The organism is Streptomyces barringtoniae (assembly GCF_020819595.1).
In the GTDB taxonomy this organism is placed as follows: domain Bacteria; phylum Actinomycetota; class Actinomycetes; order Streptomycetales; family Streptomycetaceae; genus Streptomyces; species Streptomyces barringtoniae.
Window position 1 is genome coordinate 405,305 of sequence record NZ_JAJHNP010000003.1, and the last position, 17,539, is coordinate 422,843.

Here is a 17,539-nt window from a genome sequence, read left to right on the forward strand (position 1 = left end):
CCTGACCTGCCGGGCGGCGCGCTGTATTCGCCCTGGCCGACCGGGGGGCGCACCGCCCGGCTCCCTCGCCGGCCGAGAGGCCCTCGCCATCGCCCTGAGCCGCCGGAAGACGCGACACATCAACCCGGGCCGACAGGGGCACCCGCCGAACGGCCGCCTCACCGGACCCCGGGCTCACCCCTGCGTGTGTTCCTCGTGGGCCGGCAGGTTGTACACGTGGAAGGCCTGTCCTATGACCGGCTGGGCCACGTTTCGTACGCGGACGCCGCCGCTGGTCATGCCGTGCTCGGTGCCGGCGTGGGCGTGGCCGTGCACGGCGAGGTCGGCGCCGGCGGTGTCGATGGCCTCCGCGAGCAGATAGCTGCCGAGGAAGGGGTAGATCTCCGGCGGCTCCCCGGCCAGGGTGTCCGGCACGGGCGAGAAGTGCGTCAGGGCGATCCGCACGTCGCAGTTCCAGTCGGCCAGGTCCTTCAGGGCGCTGTGCAGTTCGTCGGCGCACCGGCGGCTGTAGCGTACGAACTCCTTCATGAGGGGTTCGCCGAACTCCCCTGCGCAGCGCCCGACGAATCCTCCGCCGAAGCCCTTCGTTCCGGCGACGCCGATCCGGGCCTCGCCGGCACGGACGACGGCGGCCTGGCCCTCCAGCACGTGGGCGCCGGCGTCCCGCAGGATCGCGGTGACCTCCTCGGGCCGTTCGTCGTGGTAGTCGTGGTTGCCCAGGACGGCGACGACCGGCACCCCGAGATCCTTGATCTCCCGTGCGACGACCGCGGCCTCCTCGGTCGTGCCGTGCCGGGTGAGGTCGCCGGCGAGCAGCAGGACGTCGGCGCACCCGGGCAGCGTCTCGAAGGAGGGACGCAGCGTGCCCTGGCTCTCGGGGGACATGTGGATGTCCCCGACGGCCGCGACGCGGATCATGTCAGGTCCTCTCCGTGGTCGGGCGAGGAGGTCCCGGCGATGAGGATGTCGCAGTGGACGGGATGCCCGGCCAGTTCCTCGCGGGCCAGGGTGCAGATGTCGTCCCGGCACTGGCCGGACGGCACGGTGCCGGTCAGCAGGACGGCGTCACCGCGCAGCTCCAGCCGTACGCCGAGTTCTCCGAGGTCCCCGGTGGCCAGGCGCTCGGCGAGGTGGGCGACGCGGTAGTCCAGGTTGCCGGCCGCCGGCGGGGGCGGCGGGCTCGTGTCGGTCATGGCTGCCCCTCCTGGGGGTCGATCACGTTCAGCCGCTCGAGGAGGAAGAGAAAGGCGGCCGGCATGGGCTGGTCGCCGCAGGCCGCCCGGAGCTCGTCCCAGTCGACCTTCTCGCGGACGGCGCGGGCCACCGGCAGGACGGCGCCGAAATCGCAGTAGTGCTCGGAGAAGGCGCTGATCAGGCTGTGGATCAGGTCGGTCGGGCAGAGAACGGGCATCAGTACCGAGTCGACCGGCAGGACATGGGCGCGTTCCAGCATCTCCTTGGTGACGGGCTGGTGCGCGAGGGAGAAGATGATGTCGACGTTCTGCCCGCGGCAGGTGGTCTTCAGCAGCCAGTCCTCCGGCGGGGTCCGGATGGGAAGGCCGGCCTCGCGCAGGGTGGCGACCACCGCCTCGGCGTCGTCGGGGAGCACGCAGAAGTCGGCGTCGTGCTGGAGGTAGCGGCTGCCGCCGTGGGCGTAGACGGCCACGCTCCCGGCGAGCGCAAAGGGATGGCCGGCGCGTTTGAACAGGGCGCCGATCTCCTTGGTGGCCTCCAGGATCGCCTGGCTGCGGTCCTGCGGCAGGTCCGGCGGTCCCTGCTGTCCCTGCGGTCCCTGCTGTCCCGGTGCCGGCGCGACGGGCTGGTCCGGTGCGCCGCCGGCCAGGCGGAGTTCGGTGACCTCCGGTCGCCGGAGTGGGGCAGTGCCCTCCCCGTTGTGCGTCATGGCATCTCCGTTCGCGGCCCCGGCACCCCCGGGCCGGCCGGTTCGGACCTGGGGGCCGTACGGGTACCCGGCGCGACCGCACCGACACGGCGTACGGCCCGGCGGTTCGCGGCGGCCCGGTCCGCTCGACCTGCGGCGCAGTGCCCGGACCGGACATCACCGCGGCGGCAGGCGGTGCTGGGTGCCCGGGCCGGGACCTCACCGCGGCGGCAGGCGGTGCTGGGTGCCGGGGGCGGCGCGCCGCGGCGCCGGCCTGATCGGCACTCCGCGGGCCCCGCCCCCCCTGCCCCGGATGCCCCGTACCGCTCGCCACCCGGACGCCGGTGCCGTCGGTTCCGCGGCCGTACTCACGTGCATCGCGTCCCGCACAGGCGCACCCTGTAGGAATGAGGCCTCGGCTCAGGTCGGGTCCGCGGCAGCCGTTGCAGTCGGCACACGCTCTGCTGCTGCTCCCGATCCTGCTCATCCTGGTGATCACGGTGGTGGACATGCGTGCCCCCACCAACGTCCACCTCGGTCCGGCTCTGGTGATCGCGCCCGCGATCACCCCTTCCTTCGCCGGGCCCCGGACCACGGCGGCCGTCGGGGGGCTGGCGCTGGCCGCGCAGGTCCTCATCGGCTTCACCCACGGCGGGATCGGCACCCTGAACCACGTCGTGCAGATCATCACCCTCGCGGTGCTGACGGTGACGCTGGTGATCTACAGCGCCCTGCGGGAGCGCCGGCAGGCCCAGCTGGCCCAGGTCCGCACGGTCGCCGAGGCCGCGCAGCACGTGCTGATGTGGCCGCTGCCGGAGCAGATCGGCCCGCTGCGGATCGCCTCGCTGTACCTGGCGGCGGAGGACGAGGCTCAGATCGGCGGCGACCTGTACGCGGCGACCCGGTGCGACGACTCGGTACGGGTCCTGATCGGCGATGTGCGCGGCAAGGGCCTGTCCGCGATCGGCGAGGCCGCGCTGCTGCTCGGCGCGTTCCGGGAGAGCGCGCACCGGCACATGCCGCTCGCGGAGCTGGCCGCCCTGCTGGAGCAGAGTGTCATCCGTTACGCGGAGGAACTGGATCCGCCGGAGGAGGCGGGCGAGCGGTTCGCCACCGCACTGCTCGTGGAGATCCCGGACCGGGATCAGGTGACCCGGATGACCAGCTGCGGCCATCCGCCGCCGCTGCTGCTGAGCCCCGGCCACGCCGTCACGGTCCCGAGCCTGCACCCGTCCCCGCCGCTCGGGGTGCACAGCGACTCGGAGCGCACGCTGGACGTGTTCTCCTTCGAGCCCGGTGACACCCTGCTCCTGTACACCGACGGCGTGGTGGAGGCCCGGGACACCCGGGGCCGGTTCTATCCGCTCATCGAGCGGGTCGTGCGCTGGACCGACGACAGCCCCGAGGCGCTGATGCACCATGTGCGGCGCGATCTGCTCGCCCATGTGGGCGGCCGACTGGGCGACGACGCCGCACTCATCGCACTGCACCGCACGGCCGTCGACCGCCGCCGCCACCACTACGGCCGGGCAGCCGACACGGACAGCCTCCGGCACGGGTGAGAGCGGGGGGCGTCGAGTGTCACGGCAGGCGTGAGCCCCGCCCCGAGTGGGGCGGGGCGGGGCCACACGCCCCCGGTCAGCGGACCGACTTGAGGCCGGTGATCTTCAGGGTCTTCAGGTCGGACTGGACGTCGATCCGGCTGACCTCGGCGTGCGGCCCGTCGCCCCAGGTCAGCGTGACCCTGCTGGTGGCGTGGCCGGCGCCGGAACCGGTGTAGGTCACCTTCCACTGCACCGGCACGTTCTGCGCGAAGAGGATGCCGTCGGCGTGCTCCTTCTTCTCGAAGGCGGCGACCTTCCTCTGCTCGGCGGCGGAGAGGTAGAAGGCACGCAGCGCCTTGGCGGCGGTGCCGGCGGAGTTGTCGTCGGTGGACCAGACGGCGTCGATGTAGGCGCCGTAGAAGTCGGCCACGTGCTGGGTGACGTTGCGCGGGTCGCCCTGGGCGGAGGACACGGCGGCGGCACGGGCGGTGCGGCTCGCGCCGGCGCCCGCGAGGGCGGGGGTCACGGCGGCCAGGGAGAGGCCGCCGGTGAGGGCGACCGCGGTGATCAGCGTCTTGCGGCTACGGATGGACATAGGTCTCATTCCCCCGGTTTCGTTACGACCGGGCTGATCCCGGCCGTCGACGGCCTTTAAGACCTCATTTCCCTCGCGCCGGTTCCGCTTTCTCTCGGCTTTTTCCCACTCAGATCCCGGAACATGAGGCAGCCGGACGGTTGTGCCGAATTCCGGTCGCTTTTCCGCGCCCTTTCGGTCATTCCGCCTCGGGCGACCGAAGGGCGTGCGGTCCTTCGACGAGCCGGGCGAGGTTGTCGAGGGCCATGCGGGTGCCCCGTTCGTTGTCCTCGCGGGGGATGTCGTCGGGGATGCCCTCGTGCACGATCTCCACGTCCGTGCCGCCGGCGGCCGCGGTGAGCGTGGTGGTCATGGTCATCGTGCCGCGCACGGCGTCGTCTTCGGTCTCGAAGTCGAACACCTCCACCACCAGCGCGTCGGGCACGAGCCTGGCGAAACGGCCGGAGTAAGTGTCCGTGTGCCCGCCCGACTTGCCCGTGGCGGACGCGTCGTCGTAGGTCAGGGAGACCCGGAAGGTACCGCCCTCGCGTGCCTCGAAGGTGTGGACCTGGGCGGTCATACCGGCCGGGACCCGCCAGGCCGCGATCGCGTCGGCGTCGGTCAGGGCCCGGTAGACGGCGTGCGGGGGCGCCTGCACGCGCCGGGAGACTCGGGTGGCGTACATGGGCCCACGCTATCGGGCGGGGAGCCGCCCGGCCCCCCGTACGGAAAAGGGCGGGGCCGGGGTCCGGGAGGTGGGTGCGGACCCCGGCCCCTGGTCTGTCGGGGCCCGGCGGTGACCGACCGGGCTCGCCGGCCGTCCTGTCAGGGCTTGCGGGCGACCGCGCCGTACATCGCGATGTCCTCGTCGCGGATGTTCCGCTCACCGGTTCCGTCGGGATGCCACTTGTGGACCTGCACGATGCCCGGCTCGACCAACTCGAGGCCGTCGAAGAACTCATGGGCCTCGTCGAGGGTGCGCAGCCGCATCGGCATGTTGCGGGCCGCGTACTCGCGGGCGACCCGGCCCACCTCCTCGGGGGCGAACTCGGCGGTGCCGATGGACATCGCCAGATGGCTGCCGGACGGCAGCGGCTCCAACAGCCGGCGTACGACACCGACCGCGTCGTCCTCGTCGAGCATGAAGTGGACGATGGCGATGACGGTGAGCGCGACCGGCTTGTCCAGATCCAGGGTCTCGCGCAGTTCCGGGGCGTCCAGGATGGCCGCCGGGTCGCGGAAGTCGGCCTCGATGTACGAGGTACGGCCCTCGGGCGCGCTGGCCAGCAGGCCCTGGGAGAGGGTGAGGACGATCGGGTCGTTGTCGACGTAGACCACCCGGGACTCGGGCGCCACGGCCTGGGCGATCTCGTGCAGGTTGGGCGAGGTGGGGATGCCGGTGCCGATGTCCAGGAACTGGCGCATGCCCGCCTCCTCGGCGAGCCACCGCGCGGCGCGGTTCATCCAGTCGCGGTTGGCGCGCATGTGGACCGGGAGCGCGGGCCACTCCCGGGACATGGCGTCACCGGCCTCCTTGTCGGCCGGGTAGTAGTCCTTGCCGCCGAGGATGTAGTCGTAGATACGGGCGGAGTGGGCGTTCTCGGTGTCGATGCGGTCGGCCGGCCATCCGTTGTCGGGCAACGCCGTGTCTCCCATTCGGGTCGGGGGCGGGGGCTTGCGTACGGGCGGTTCGTCACAGCTCCTTGCGGATCGCGCCGAGGAGGGCCTCGGTCTTCCGGGCGGGCGCGGCCTGGGCGCCGAGCCGGTCCAGCGCCTCCCGGTACACCACGACGTCGTCCGCCTTGTCCAGGTAGACGGCCCCGACCAGGCCGCTGAGGTACACGACGTCGGGCAGTTCGCGGGCCCGGAACCGGAAGAGGTGGTAGGCGCCGGCCCGCATCGCCGGGTGCGGGCCGTGGGCGAACGGCATGAGCTGCAGGGTCACATGGGCCAGCCGGTTCGCCTCGACGAGGTGGTCGATCTGCGCCCGCATCACCTTGGGCCCGCCGACCGGCCAGCGCAGCACCGTCTCGTCCATCACCACCCACACCCGCGGCGGCGCCTCGCGGGCCAGCAGTTCCTGGCGGCGCATGCGCAGCGCGACCCGGCGTTCGGTGGCCTCGGCGGAGGCGTGCGGGTTCTCGGCGCCGAGCAGCGCCCGGGCGTAGTCCTCCGTCTGCAACAGGCCGTGCACGAACTGGTTCTCGTAGGCGCGGATCTGCAACGCGGCCTGTTCCAGGCTGAGATACGCGGCGAACCAGTCGGGCATCACATCGCGGTAGGTGTGCCACCAGCCGCGTTTGTTGGCCTCGCGCACGGACTTCAGGAAGGTGTCGATCTCGTCCTGGTCGGTGACGCCGTAGACCTGGAGCAGCTTCTCGGCGTCCGCGAGGCGCAGCCGGGCCACCTTGGCGGCCTCCATGCGGCGGATGGTGGAGTGGCTGACGCCGATGGCGGCGCCCGCCTCGGCGTAGCCGAGGCCGGCCCGGGTGCGCAGCTCCTCCAGTTGCCGGCCGAGGATCATGCGCAGGACGGAGGGGGCGCCTCCCCAGTCGGTCTCCGCGGTCACGCCCCACACCCCCTCACCAGGTCATTGGGACACCCTCGCGCACGATCGCTGTCCGGGCCCATTCGATCACGTTCCGGCCGAAGCAGCATGCACTTCGCCACTTGCAAATTTCAACTTGCCGGTTGCGGGGCGTCATTGGCGGGTGCCACAGTGGAACCACTGCTCCGGCCGACCCAAGGAGCAGGCGCCGCGGCAGGGTTGGGGGAGACCGGGCCGCACCACGGCCTCGTGGGAGGCGTGTCGTCTGCTGCGCGCGGTCGGCCGGTACCCCCCACGCGAGGCCGGACGAAAGGCGCACGGCGATGGCTCCGCCCTCCCTTCCCCAGCCGCTCCACCACCCGCCCGAGCGCCGGAGCCCCGCCCGACCACCCCTGCCCACCGCCCCATCGCGCCTGCCGGCGCTACCCCGTCAGCCCTGGTCCGAGCCCTGTCCGGACCGGCCCCCCGCTTCCGTACAGCACCCGCACCGCTCCCCCACCCCCGCGGACCGCCCACACCCGACACCGGACAACGCGAGCCGGTCGCACCGGGCTCCGGGCAGCGCGGACCGTCCGAACCCGGCGCCGGACTGCTCCGACCACCCGCGCCCACCCCTGGACGGCGCAATCCAGCCGAACCGCAGCCCGAACGGCGCAGACCAAGCACGCCACACCCCGGAGCGCGCGAGCCGGTCAAACCAGGCCCAGAACCGGCCAGACCACCCGCACCACGCATCGGAACAACGAGACGGGCCGACAGACGCCACAGACAAACCGGGCCCCCGCACGGACACGGCGGACACCCCGCGCCCACCCCTGGACGGCGCAATCCAGCCGAACCGCAGCCCGAACGGCGCAGACCAGGCACACCACACCCCGGAGCGGGCGAGCCGGTCAAACCAGGCCCAGAACCGGCCAGACCACCCGCACCACGCATCGGAACAACGAGACGGGCCGACGGACGCCACGGACACCCCGCGCCGAGCCTCGGCCGCCGCCGCGGAGCACCCACGCCCGGCCTCGGACGACACCGGGGACCGCCCCCGCCCCGGTCCGGACGCCCTGGCTCCTGCATGCCGACCGCCGGTCCCCGCCGGCGGCCCGAGACCACCCGGAGGCGGGCATCTCGGTCGACTCCCTGGGCCCCTCGGCCCCGACCGGCCCGCCTCCGGGGACCCGCTCCCCCGCTCCGCCGCCGCCTTCGAGCTGGCCGCCCAGCCGGAGGCCGTCGGCACGGCCCGGCGTGTCGTGCAGGACCTGCTGACCTGCTGGGGCGTGCCGGACGGCCCCCGGGACGAGGCGATCCTGGTGACCTCGGAGCTGGTCACGAACGCCCTCGTGCACGCGGCCGGTGAACGGATCGCCTGCCGGGTGCACGGCACGGCGGACCGAATACGGATCGAGGTCGAGGACCAGGACGGCGGCCCCACGCTGCCGGCGGCGCGCCGCCCGGGACCCGACGACCAGCACGGACGCGGGCTCTTCCTGGTCGACGCGCTGAGCCTCGACTGGGGCGTGACGCCGGTGTCCGGCGGGGCCGCCCGGGTCGTCTGGGCGGAGCTGCCGTACGACGACGGCTGACGCCACGCCCGCCGCTCCCCACTCGACCACCAACGGATGATCCCCCACCAGTCCGAAGGATGCCCATGCACCTCATCGCCACCGCCACCGCTCCCGCCCCGGCCCCGGCCCCGGCCCCGGCGGCCGACCCCTCCTGGACCCGCACCCGCCCCAAGCCGGGCTCCCAGGAACAAGCCGACTGACCTCGGCACTGGCACTGGCACTGGCACTGGCACTGGCACTGGCACCAAGCCGACCTCACCACCCCGCCGCTCCACTCCCCACGACTGCCCACCCGCACGTCCCGAAACCACCCCCACGCACACCCCGCCCGCCCCCGAACCCCGGTACATTCGCCGCCGGTGCGGGTGTTCCGCATCCGTCGGGGCTCGGCGACCGTACGGGTTCCGGGGTCGTCGTGCGAGCCGTTCCCTCGGGGGTGTGCATGGTCTGGTCGGTGATCCGCCGGAGGCAGGCCGCCACGGCCGGGCTTCCCGTGCCCGGTCGGTGCGGGCCCGCGGCGGGCCGGCATGTCCTGGCCACCGAGCGGCTGTTGCTGTTCACGCCCCGCACCCGGCTGGACGTGGCGGCGGCCCTCGCCGCCTGCGCCGATGCAGAGGCGCAGCGCTGGCTCGGCACCCAGGCGGACCAGGTGCTGCCCGACCTCGGTACCCGCAAGGCCCTGCTCGCCTGGCGGCCGGCCGGCGACGACGGCCGCCGGGTGCCCCGGAAGCTGGCCCAGCCGTACGCACCCGGCCCGGACGATCCCTTGCTGCTCGTGTGTGTGCGCAGGTCGGATCTCGGCTATGCCGGCGCCCTCGAACTGGAGCACCGCACGGGCGAGATGGGCGGCTGGCTGGCACCGGCCTGCCGCGGCCAGGGCCTGGGCGCGGAGCTGTTCCGCGCGGGCGCCGCTCTCGCGCACACCCATGCCGGACTGAGCACGGTCCGGGCGGGTGCGGAGCCCGGGAACACCGCGAGCCGGCGGGCCCTGGCCCGGGCCGGCTTCGTACCGGACGAGGGACCGCCCCGGCACACCCTGCCCGACGGCCGTGTGGTCGAGGCCGTCTGGCACCGCCACGACAGCGCGGCGGCCTCCCGCTGCCGCTGACGACCACCCGATCACCCCCCACCCTTCACGGAGAGCCGACCGACGTGACAGACACCGGATTCAGCCCGGAGCGGATCGACACCGGCAAGCCGCACTCGGCGCGGATGTACGACTGGTTCCTGGACGGCAAGGACCACTACGCCGTCGACGCCGAGGCCGCGAGCAAGGTGCTGGAGCTCTTCCCGGGCGCCAAGGACGCGGCCTGGGCCAACCGCGAGTTCATGCACCGGGCCGCCCGGTTCGTCGCCCGCCACGGAGTGGACCAGTTCCTGGACGTGGGCACCGGGATACCCACCGAGCCGAACCTGCACCAGGTCGTCCAGGAGGTCACCCCGAGCGCCCGGGTGGTGTATGTCGACAACGACCCGATCGTGCTGCGGCACGCCGAAGCCCTGCTCCAGGGCAGGCCCGAGGGCCGTACCGCCTATCTGCACGCCGATGTCCGCGAGCCGGAACGGATCGTGGCGTACGCCCGGGAACATCTCGACCTCGGCCGGCCCGTGGGCCTGTCGCTGATCGCGCTGCTGCCGTTCCTCACCGACGAGCAGGATCCCCACGGTGTCGTCCGCACCCTGCTGGAGCCGCTGCCGTCCGGCAGTTTTCTGACGCTCTCCCACGCCGGCGCCGAGTTCGACCCGGAGGTCTGGGAGCGGATCGCGGCCGTGTACCGCGCCGGTGGCACACAGGTACGGGCGCGCTCGCACGCCGAGGTGAGCCGGTTCTTCGACGGCCTGGACCTGTGCGAGCCGGGCGTCGTACCGGCCACGCGCTGGCACGCCGAGCCGGGGATGCGGGTCCTTCAGGAGCAGCCGGTGTATGCCGGGGTGGCACGCAAACCCTGAGGCCGCTCACCGCGCCCCCGGTGGCGGCACCCCACCCTGTGCGAGGTTCAGTCCCAGTCGCCGGCTCGCGTGTGGGTCTCCAACGCCTCGGCGGCGGTGCGCAGTTGCTCCGCCGCCGTGGTGCAGGCGGCGGCCTGCTGCTCGAGGGCGGGGCGGCTCCAGCCGGGCGCCGCCGGGCAGCCGCTCAGGGTGGCCGCGGTGGCGAGCAGCTGGCGGGCGTAGCCGTCCATGAGGTCGGCGTCGGCCCGCAAGGTGCCGGTGTGCGCGAGGAGTTCGTCGGCCGAGGCCGTGGTCGCTCGGGGGGACTCGGTCACCATGGCGGCTCCCACTCGACTGGGGCAGAGGCAGGGGCAGGGGGCGTCAGCGCGGGAGGACGGCGCCGGCGCTGCGGTGGAGCATGAACTGGGGGCAGGCCAGGACGAGCAGGGGGCGGGCCCGGTCGATGCCGAGCCGGCGCAGCTGTCCGGCGAGGGGTTCGGCCGCCGCGGTGTCCAGCCGCAGCCGCACGCCGGTGCCGGGGTGCAGCCGCAGCCTGCCGTGGGCCCGGACCAGGGTGCGTACGGTGCTGTCGGCCCGGCGGCCGTAGAGGGTCCAGTCGGCTTCCGGGCAGCGGACGCCCGGTCCGAGCCGGCCCTCGACGGTGAGCCCGAGGTCCCCCGACCGGACGCCGATCTCCCGGCCCATCAGGTCGGCCTCGGCGGTCGTCCGCATCGCGGGCTGGCCCCAGATCTCCCGGGCGACCACGCGGGCCTCGTCGCTGGTGACGGCGAGGGAGAGGACGTAACGGCCGGTGCGGCGCAGGTCGGCCCGGCGCAGCAGGTCCGTTGCGATGTCGTACGGCCGGGGCCGCCACAGGTCGTCGACCAGGACGGACAGGGCGATCTCGGTGTAGGGGCCGATCGTGGAGCAGCGGTGCTCGTAGAGCGACAGCACGGCGAGGGCCCGTCGGCCCAGCCGGCTCGGGGTCGGCCGGGTGACGCCGGGCAGCAGGCGGCGTGCCGCGTCGGCGGGGACGGGGAAGCAGAGGTGGGCGGCGGATGAGTCGTAGTAGCGGACCGGCACGTCGACCGGGCCGGCCGTCGTCGGGATCGAGCTGGTCGGCAGGGTGAGGAACGGGTAGCCCTCGGGCGGGCGGGCGCGGTCCTTGAGCTGGTAGGCCTGGGTGCGCACGATCGGCCCGCGGTACGGCGTGAGTGCCGCGTCGACGCCCTCCCGGGCGACGGGAATGACGGTGCGCAGATGCTCGATGTACTCGCGGAGCATGTGGCACAGCGGGAACACGCGGGTGGGCCCGGTGTAGTCGACCGCGTGCCAGTGCGGGTGCGGGTCGAAAGCGGAGCCCGCGTCCCGGCCGTCCAGGACGGCCATGATGTCGTGCTGGTTGGTGACGGCGGCGACCCAGGTGCGCGGGTCGGCGGGCTTCTTGTTGTCGACCGGCGAGCCGACGGCGACGACGTGCGTGACCCGGTAGGTGCGGCAGAACTCCTCGTCCCGGGCGAGGTTCATCAGCGCGAGACCGCCCTCGCCGTGCCCGATCAGCGCGAGGTCGGCACCGCGCGGGATGCCGTAGTCCGCCAGGGCGAGCAGGACCGAGCGGGTGTGGGGCGAGTCGGTCATGAACAGGTTGTGCCAGGCGCGGACGAAGTCCTGCGGGGCGTCGCTGCGCGGCCGGCCCGGCGCCATGCCGGGCACCTGGACGACGTAGCGGACGACACCGTCGGGACCGCGCACGTTCTGCACGAGGATCCGCCCGCCGCTGGACAGCACCTCGATGTTGCGCAGAAACCCGAGGAAGGAGCCCTCGGTGGCGATGAACTGTCTCTCCTGGTCCGTGAGGTCGACCGCCTCGGCCGCGCCCTGCCCCTGGTCCGTTTCCTTCGGCGGATCGTGCGGCGGACCGGCGGACGGCTCGCGGCCCGCGGCGAGCGCCCAGCGGGCAGCGTCGCGCTTCGGGTCCTCGTCCAGCAGGGCGCGGACGGCGACCAGTTCGGCCATCAGCGGGCCCAGTCCGCACAGGGCCCGCTGGGCGCCCCGGTCCCGGAACAGCGCGCGCAGCGCCCGTACCGCCTCCAGGTCGCGGTCGGCGGTGACGGCCGCCATCAGCCGGCGCATGCCGGGGTCGCGTCCGAACTCGGGGTGGTCGACCAGCACGGCGGCGATCCTCAGGCGCAGCGAGGTGACGGCGACCAGCGCGGCGAGGCTCTCCCGGCCCAGGACCGCACGGGCCGCGCCGAGCACCTGGCCCACGCCCTTCGGTTCGGTGATCGCCGAGCCGCCGAGGCCCTGTTTGTTCGTCAGGGCCCGCAGCAGCGCCCACTGGGCGGCCAGGCCGGTACGGGGACGGCGGCGCGCGGAGGCGGTCAGGGGCGGCGCCGACAGCGCGGTGCCGGTGCGCGCGGACACCGCGCGGATGCCCTCGGCGACGTCCACCACGTCCCGTGCGCACCGGCGCAGCAGCTCTCCGGCATCCTGACCGTCCGGCGTGGGCCGTCCGGGTGCGTGGCCGTCCGCTCGCATCCGACGCTCCCTCGCTCTCCGACGTACGACGACACATGGCAGGGTTCGGCCGCACCGGAGGGCGCGATCCCGGTCCCATCGTCGGCCAGGGTCACCGGGCCCGCACCTTCGTCCGTCCAGGCAGCGCAACCCACGCCGGTGACCGTGCGTGACCGCACGAAGATCGCTCCGGCGGCCGCTCCCGCAGGCCTCCCGTGCTGCCCCGGCGCTCACGCTCCGGGCATCAGCCCCGCCGCCACGGTGGCCCCCAGCTCCCAGCACGCCTCCGTGTCGGCCTTGCCGAGTTCGCCGGTGACCGTCACCGCGTCGGCCGCGCGGCGCCAGCCGAGGCCGGTGGTGACGGCCTCGATGGCGCGGACGGCGCCGGTGACGTCGTTGCCGCCGTGGACGTAGTAGCCGAACGGCCGGCCCCGGGTCTCGTCCAGGCAGGGGTAGTAGATCTGGTCGAAGAAATGTTTCAGTGCGCCGGACATGTACCCGAGGTTCGCCGGTGTGCCGAGCAGATAGCCGTCGGCCTCCAGAACGTCGGAGGCGGTCGCCGACAGGGCGGCCCGGCGCACGACGCGGACGCCCTCGATCTCCGGTGTCGTGGCCCCGGAGACGACGGCCTCGAACAACGCTTGGCAGTTGGGCGAGGGGGTGTGATGGACGATCAGCAAGGTAGGCACACCCCGCACCCTGCCGTGCCCCCGTGGCGCCTCGCAAACGGCGGGCGTAGCGGGCGGCGCGGCGGGGTAGAGGCTGTGCACGGGGAGGACGGAGGGGCTGCCGTGACGAGCGCCAGTGCACCACAGGCCGGCCCCCGCCCGGAGCGGCTGCCGGCCGGCTACCGGTGGCGGCCAGCGACCACCGCCGACGTCGACGCGATCCACGGCCTGGTCGCCGCCTACGAGCGCGCGCTGCACGGCCTCGCCATGACCGGCGCCGACCGGATCACCGCCGAGCTCGCCCTGCCCGGTCTGCGGGCGGAGGACGACACGCTGCTCGTGTACGACGGCACGGGCGCGCCGGCCGGCTACGGCTGGGTGAACGGGCGGCGGGCCAGGGTGCATGTGCACCCGGGTCACCGGGGCCGGGGTCTCGGCGGCGCGCTGCTCGCCTGGACCGAGACCAGGGCCAGGCGAGCGGGCAGCGACCGGCTCGCGCAGACGGTCGCCGACGGCGACGGCGCCGCGACCGCGCTCCTGCGGGCCGGCGGGTACTCCCGGCTGGTCACGGAGTGGCTGCTGGAGATCGCGCTGCCGGGCGGACCCGAGTTGCCCGGTCCGCCGGCGGGCATCACCGTACGACCGTTCCGGCACGGCGACGAACAGGCCGCGTACCGGCTCACCGAGGACGCGTTCGACGAGTGGCAGCCGCGGCGGAAGAGCTACGCGGAATGGGCGCGGGGCACCGTCGAACGCGCCACGTTCCTGCCGGCGGCGTCACCGCTCGCCTTCGCCGGCGGCGAACTGGTCGGGGCCGTGCTGTCGCTGGACGTTCCGGGCCACGACGAGGGATACGTCGAGCGGGTCGCGGTACGGCGCGACCACCGCGACCGGGGCATCGCCCGCACGCTGCTGCACGAGACGTTCCGCACCTTCCACCGCCGCGGCAGGCCGGTCTGCACCCTGTGGACGCACTCCGGTACCGGAGCGCTCTCGCTGTACGAGCGCCTGGGGATGACGGTCCGGCGCAGTTCCACGGTCTACGGCAAGCCGCTCGTCACCGGCTGACCGGGCCCGAGGCCGGCCGCGGGGGAAAACGCGTTCGGTGCTGTCAGTGCCCTCGGTTACAGTTGCGCCCCTGAACAGGAGGGGAGCGGCACGTGCAGGTCAGGGTGGGGTCCGCGCGGGGTGCGGTGGTCGCGGCGGTGGCGCTCGCGACGATGCTCGGCGGGTGCGCGAAGCCGGCGGACGGTGACGGGAAGAACGCATCCAGCGCGTCGCCGACCGCCGGGAGCGAAGGGGCCGATGGGACGGCGGCGGCTGGCGGCGGTTCGATCGGCGCGGCCGGTTCGGACTGTGAACTGCCCGTCCGTTTCGACATCGCCAAGGACTGGAAGGCCAAGGCGATAGACACCCAGGCTGAGCTGTCGAAGACGTCGAAGGGTTCCGACGGCGATCTGAGCGGGTCGCTCGCCGACGCCTTCCTGCGCCAGGGACCGGTCACCGCGGCCTGCGAGATCGACGCCAAGCCGGCGGGCCACATCGGCTTCCTGCGTGTGTGGACCGGCAAGGCGGGGAAGGCCGACGCGGGCAGCGTGCTGCGGGAGTTCGTCGCCGCGGAGGACGACGTCAGCAAGGAGAAGTACCACTCCTTCAGAACCGGCGGCGGCCTGACGGGCGTGGAGGTGGAGTACCTCAGCACCAGCAAGCTCCTGGACGAGACCAAGAAGGAGACCGCGCTCGCGGTCGGCACGCCCCACGGCCCGGTCGTCCTGCACCTCGGGGGGATGGACACCGAGGAGCACGAGGCGATGCGGCCCGCCTACGAACTCGCCAAGCGCACGCTCGAGTTGAGCTGAGCGCCACCGCCCGGAGCGCTCGGTTCGCAGAAGGCACGCCCTGTCCGCGCGGGGCGGTGCACGGCAGGGCGGTCTCCTCGGGGGAGGGGACCGCCCTGCGGGAGTCGGCCGGGTGTCGTCGGCCGGCCGCCGTCAGTAGCGAAGGCGCCTGGCCCTGAGCAGCATGACCAGGCCCGACATGGCGAGCAGGGTGCCGAGCGCCGCGGGCCACAGGTGCGCCCCGGTCTCCGCGAGCGCGCCCTGCGTGCCCTGCGGCTGGGGCTGTGCGGTGGCCGACGGGACGGACCCAGCGGGAGTGGCCTGCGCGGACGCGGACCGGCTGGGCTCGGGCCGGGCCGCCCCGGGTTGGGTGGGCGAGGACGTGAGCCCGGGGGCGGAGGTGGCCGTGGACGGCGCCGGCGGGGTGGACCCGTCCGGCTCGGCGGTGTGGTTCCGTTTGGTGCGGCGCTGCTGCTTGGCCGTGCCGTTGTCCGGTGCGGTCGTGCGGGCCGGTGCGGTCGTGCGGGCCGGTGCGGTCGTGCGGGCCGGTGTGATGGTCGCGTCGGTCCTCGGTTCCGTGCCGGGCTGTGTGGCCGGGGGCGCCGGGGCGGAGGTGGCGGTGGCGGTGGCGCCGGGCTGGTCCGTCGTACCGGAGCCCGGGGCGGCCGTCGTACCCGAGCCGGAACTCGCCGTGGGCGACGCCGTCGTACCCGCGTTGTCGCCGCCGGGGCCGCAGGTGCGGCCGGAGTTGATGCAGTCGACCATCTGGCGCATCAGATCCTCGTCGAAGACGTTGATGAAGTCGCCGTGGTCGGTGACGGGCTTGTGCAGCTGCTCGGGGAAGGAGTCGACCGCGAAGAGCGGGACCGTACGGCCGCCGTCCTGGAGGCTCGGCGCCTTGACGTCGTAGACGATGCGCTCCACCAGCTGCGGGATGGGGCGGAAGCCGGCCGGGCAGGAGCCGTCGGGGGCGGTGAAGGCCACGTGGGTACGGTGGTTGGCGCTGTCGATGTTGCGGCCGTCCCAGCAGCTCTGGAACCGGAAGCTGCGCACCACGTCGCTGCCCGGCGGGCACAGCGGGTACTTGTCCTTCAGCTGCCGGTTCTCGTAACCGGTGCAGCTCCAGGAGGCGTTGGCGTTGCCGGGCCCGTTGACGAAGGCCTTGGCGTCGCCGGTGATGATGCGCAGCAGGCGGGGCATGGGGGTGACCTTGCCGAGCGGGTTGCCGGTGAAGGTCAGGGTGACCTGCTTGGGGGTGACGATCTGGCCCGCGTTGCCCTCCGTGCCGCCGCCCGGGGATCCGGCGTCCCGCTCCTGGGTGCCGTTCTGCAGGCGCAGCACCGGCCAGTAGTAAGAGGACTTGTCACCCTTGTCCACGCAGCTCGTGCCGGCGCCGGCCAGGTCGTCGTCGCTCGCGAAGGCGTTGTTGCCCTGGTTGCCGACGTAGTCGTGGAAGTGATGGGCTCCGTTGGAGACACCGGGGGCGACGATGACGTTGTCGGAGTTGAACAGGCCGTTGGCGTTGACCCCGCAGTCCGAGGCGAAGCTGCCGCGCGAGGCGTCCGCCTGCTGTGGCGGGTTCGGCGCGTCCGGCGGTGCGGAGGTGATGTCCGCGTAGTCGGAGACGACGGGTCCGTTGCCGCCCTGCCCGGCGCCGCCCGGCTGGGCGGACGAAGTCGCGGTGGCGGTGGACTGGGGGGCTGTGGACCGGGTGCCGTCGCTCGCGCCGTCGGCGCCGGGGCGCAGGGTGCAGGCGGCCAGGGCGTCCAGGCCTTGCGGGCGCTCCCCCGCCTGGTCGATGGCGTCGGTGATCCGTCCGATCGCCGCGGCCCGCTGGTCCTTCAGCGGGTTCATGATGGTGCCGTCGACCGAGCCGGAGCCCTGTCCGCCGGCCTGCCCCGACTGCTGGAGCTGCCGGTACGCCTCGGCCGTCTGCCGGTCCAGCAGGGCGAGTTCGCGGTCCACCGCGGGACGGGCCGCGTCCGGCACGGCGGTCAGCCGGCTGCCGACGTCGGGGCAGTCGATGGTCGTCATACCCGCGGACAGCACGTGTCCGGTTCCGGTGGTGTCGGATCCGTCACCCCAGCCCTCGGTCGCCGAGGCGTAGACGTTGGCCGCGACGAGGCCGCCTCCGCCCAGCATCAGGGCGACCGCTGCGAAGGTCGCGCGTCGTACGCGGGTCGGGCGTCTGCGCTTGTTGCGTGCCAAGGTCGTCCCCTGTGTGGTGTGTGCGCCGGTCGGGCATGGAGCTCCCCGGCCCCATACGGAGGGCGGCACCGATGTGTTCAACCGAATCGTGGATTCACCGGGACCTCACAGGAAAACGCGGAACTCGCCCTTTCCCCTTCGAACAACACCACGAACATCACAAATACGTATCGGACATTTCACACCTCAACCTTCACACGAGGTACACACCTTGGCTAGGTTGACGCCAGGCCGCCCGGCCCTCGACCGGCCGGACGCAACGGCCCAAC

At 73.5% G+C, this 17,539-nt stretch carries 17 protein-coding genes; 6 read left to right on the plus strand and 11 right to left on the minus strand.

Translation table 11 applies throughout. The features are described from left to right. Positions 1-174: 174 nt before the first annotated feature. Genes LMU33_RS06665 through LMU33_RS06675 form a run of 3 tightly spaced genes read right to left on the minus strand, consistent with a single transcriptional unit; the run spans position 175 to position 1,903 of the window. Entirely contained in the window at positions 175-918 is a 744-nt protein-coding gene (locus LMU33_RS06665; protein WP_228618195.1) for a metallophosphoesterase family protein, read from the minus strand. Then, entirely contained in the window at positions 915-1,193 is a 279-nt protein-coding gene (locus LMU33_RS06670) for a hypothetical protein (protein ID WP_228618197.1), read from the minus strand. The genes LMU33_RS06665 and LMU33_RS06670 overlap by 4 nt, the downstream gene beginning before the upstream one ends. After that, on the minus strand, positions 1,190-1,903 hold the full coding sequence (locus tag LMU33_RS06675; protein WP_228618199.1) for a nucleotidyltransferase family protein: 714 nt from the start codon (positions 1,901-1,903) through the stop codon (positions 1,190-1,192). Before LMU33_RS06675 ends, LMU33_RS06670 begins: the two co-directional genes overlap by 4 nt. Positions 1,904-2,289: 386 nt before the next feature. On the opposite strand from LMU33_RS06675, the gene LMU33_RS06680 reads away from it, so the two are divergent. Then, positions 2,290-3,444, plus strand: a complete 1,155-nt coding sequence (locus tag LMU33_RS06680) for a PP2C family protein-serine/threonine phosphatase (RefSeq protein WP_228618200.1) — start codon at positions 2,290-2,292, stop codon at positions 3,442-3,444. A 76-nt stretch (positions 3,445-3,520) separates the two neighbouring features. Here LMU33_RS06680 and LMU33_RS06685 read toward each other — a convergent pair whose 3' ends face one another. From LMU33_RS06685 to LMU33_RS06700, 4 genes are all read right to left on the minus strand, one after another. Next, positions 3,521-4,021, minus strand: coding sequence for a hypothetical protein (locus LMU33_RS06685; RefSeq protein WP_228618202.1), 501 nt, complete (start codon positions 4,019-4,021; stop codon positions 3,521-3,523). A 178-nt stretch (positions 4,022-4,199) separates the two neighbouring features. Continuing rightward, positions 4,200-4,685 (minus strand): SRPBCC domain-containing protein, encoded by a 486-nt coding sequence (locus LMU33_RS06690; protein ID WP_228618204.1) that lies wholly within the window; start codon positions 4,683-4,685, stop codon positions 4,200-4,202. A 140-nt stretch (positions 4,686-4,825) separates the two neighbouring features. Continuing rightward, positions 4,826-5,641 (minus strand): SAM-dependent methyltransferase, encoded by an 816-nt coding sequence (locus LMU33_RS06695; protein WP_228618206.1) that lies wholly within the window; start codon positions 5,639-5,641, stop codon positions 4,826-4,828. A 52-nt stretch (positions 5,642-5,693) separates the two neighbouring features. Continuing rightward, a complete protein-coding gene (locus LMU33_RS06700; protein ID WP_228618207.1) occupies positions 5,694-6,569 on the minus strand; it encodes a Sco1979 family transcriptional regulator in 876 nt (291 codons plus the stop codon). A 1,226-nt stretch (positions 6,570-7,795) separates the two neighbouring features. Between LMU33_RS06700 and LMU33_RS41135 the strand changes: the two genes are divergently transcribed. From LMU33_RS41135 to LMU33_RS06715, 3 genes are all read left to right on the plus strand, one after another. Continuing rightward, entirely contained in the window at positions 7,796-8,128 is a 333-nt protein-coding gene (locus tag LMU33_RS41135) for an ATP-binding protein (RefSeq protein WP_308280760.1), read from the plus strand. 436 nt (positions 8,129-8,564) lie between these two features. Next, the gene (locus LMU33_RS06710) at positions 8,565-9,218 is read left to right on the plus strand and encodes a GNAT family N-acetyltransferase (RefSeq protein WP_228618211.1); all 654 of its coding nucleotides are present in this window, start codon (positions 8,565-8,567) and stop codon (positions 9,216-9,218) included. A 44-nt stretch (positions 9,219-9,262) separates the two neighbouring features. Next, a complete protein-coding gene (locus LMU33_RS06715) occupies positions 9,263-10,060 on the plus strand; it encodes an SAM-dependent methyltransferase (protein WP_228618213.1) in 798 nt (265 codons plus the stop codon). 47 nt (positions 10,061-10,107) lie between these two features. Here LMU33_RS06715 and LMU33_RS06720 read toward each other — a convergent pair whose 3' ends face one another. The 3 genes from LMU33_RS06720 to LMU33_RS06730 all read right to left on the minus strand — a co-directional run bounded on the left by LMU33_RS06720 (position 10,108) and on the right by LMU33_RS06730 (position 13,245). Continuing rightward, positions 10,108-10,377, minus strand: a complete 270-nt coding sequence (locus LMU33_RS06720) for a hypothetical protein (RefSeq protein WP_228618214.1) — start codon at positions 10,375-10,377, stop codon at positions 10,108-10,110. A 43-nt stretch (positions 10,378-10,420) separates the two neighbouring features. Further along, positions 10,421-12,577, minus strand: coding sequence for an acetoacetate decarboxylase family protein (locus LMU33_RS06725; RefSeq protein ID WP_228618215.1), 2,157 nt, complete (start codon positions 12,575-12,577; stop codon positions 10,421-10,423). Between the two features lie 209 nt (positions 12,578-12,786). Then, the gene (locus tag LMU33_RS06730; protein ID WP_228618217.1) at positions 12,787-13,245 is read right to left on the minus strand and encodes a flavodoxin family protein; all 459 of its coding nucleotides are present in this window, start codon (positions 13,243-13,245) and stop codon (positions 12,787-12,789) included. Between the two features lie 102 nt (positions 13,246-13,347). Between LMU33_RS06730 and LMU33_RS06735 the strand changes: the two genes are divergently transcribed. Both LMU33_RS06735 and LMU33_RS06740 read left to right on the plus strand, forming a co-directional pair. Further along, positions 13,348-14,292 carry a GNAT family N-acetyltransferase gene (locus LMU33_RS06735; protein WP_228618218.1) on the plus strand — a complete coding sequence of 315 codons (945 nt, stop codon included), beginning with the start codon at positions 13,348-13,350 and terminating at the stop codon, positions 14,290-14,292. A 92-nt stretch (positions 14,293-14,384) separates the two neighbouring features. Further along, a complete protein-coding gene (locus tag LMU33_RS06740; RefSeq protein ID WP_228618220.1) occupies positions 14,385-15,083 on the plus strand; it encodes a lipoprotein in 699 nt (232 codons plus the stop codon). A 132-nt stretch (positions 15,084-15,215) separates the two neighbouring features. Here the strand turns inward: LMU33_RS06740 and LMU33_RS06745 are convergent, their stop codons facing one another. After that, entirely contained in the window at positions 15,216-17,204 is a 1,989-nt protein-coding gene (locus tag LMU33_RS06745) for a DUF1996 domain-containing protein (protein ID WP_228618373.1), read from the minus strand. Positions 17,205-17,539: the final 335 nt, after the last annotated feature.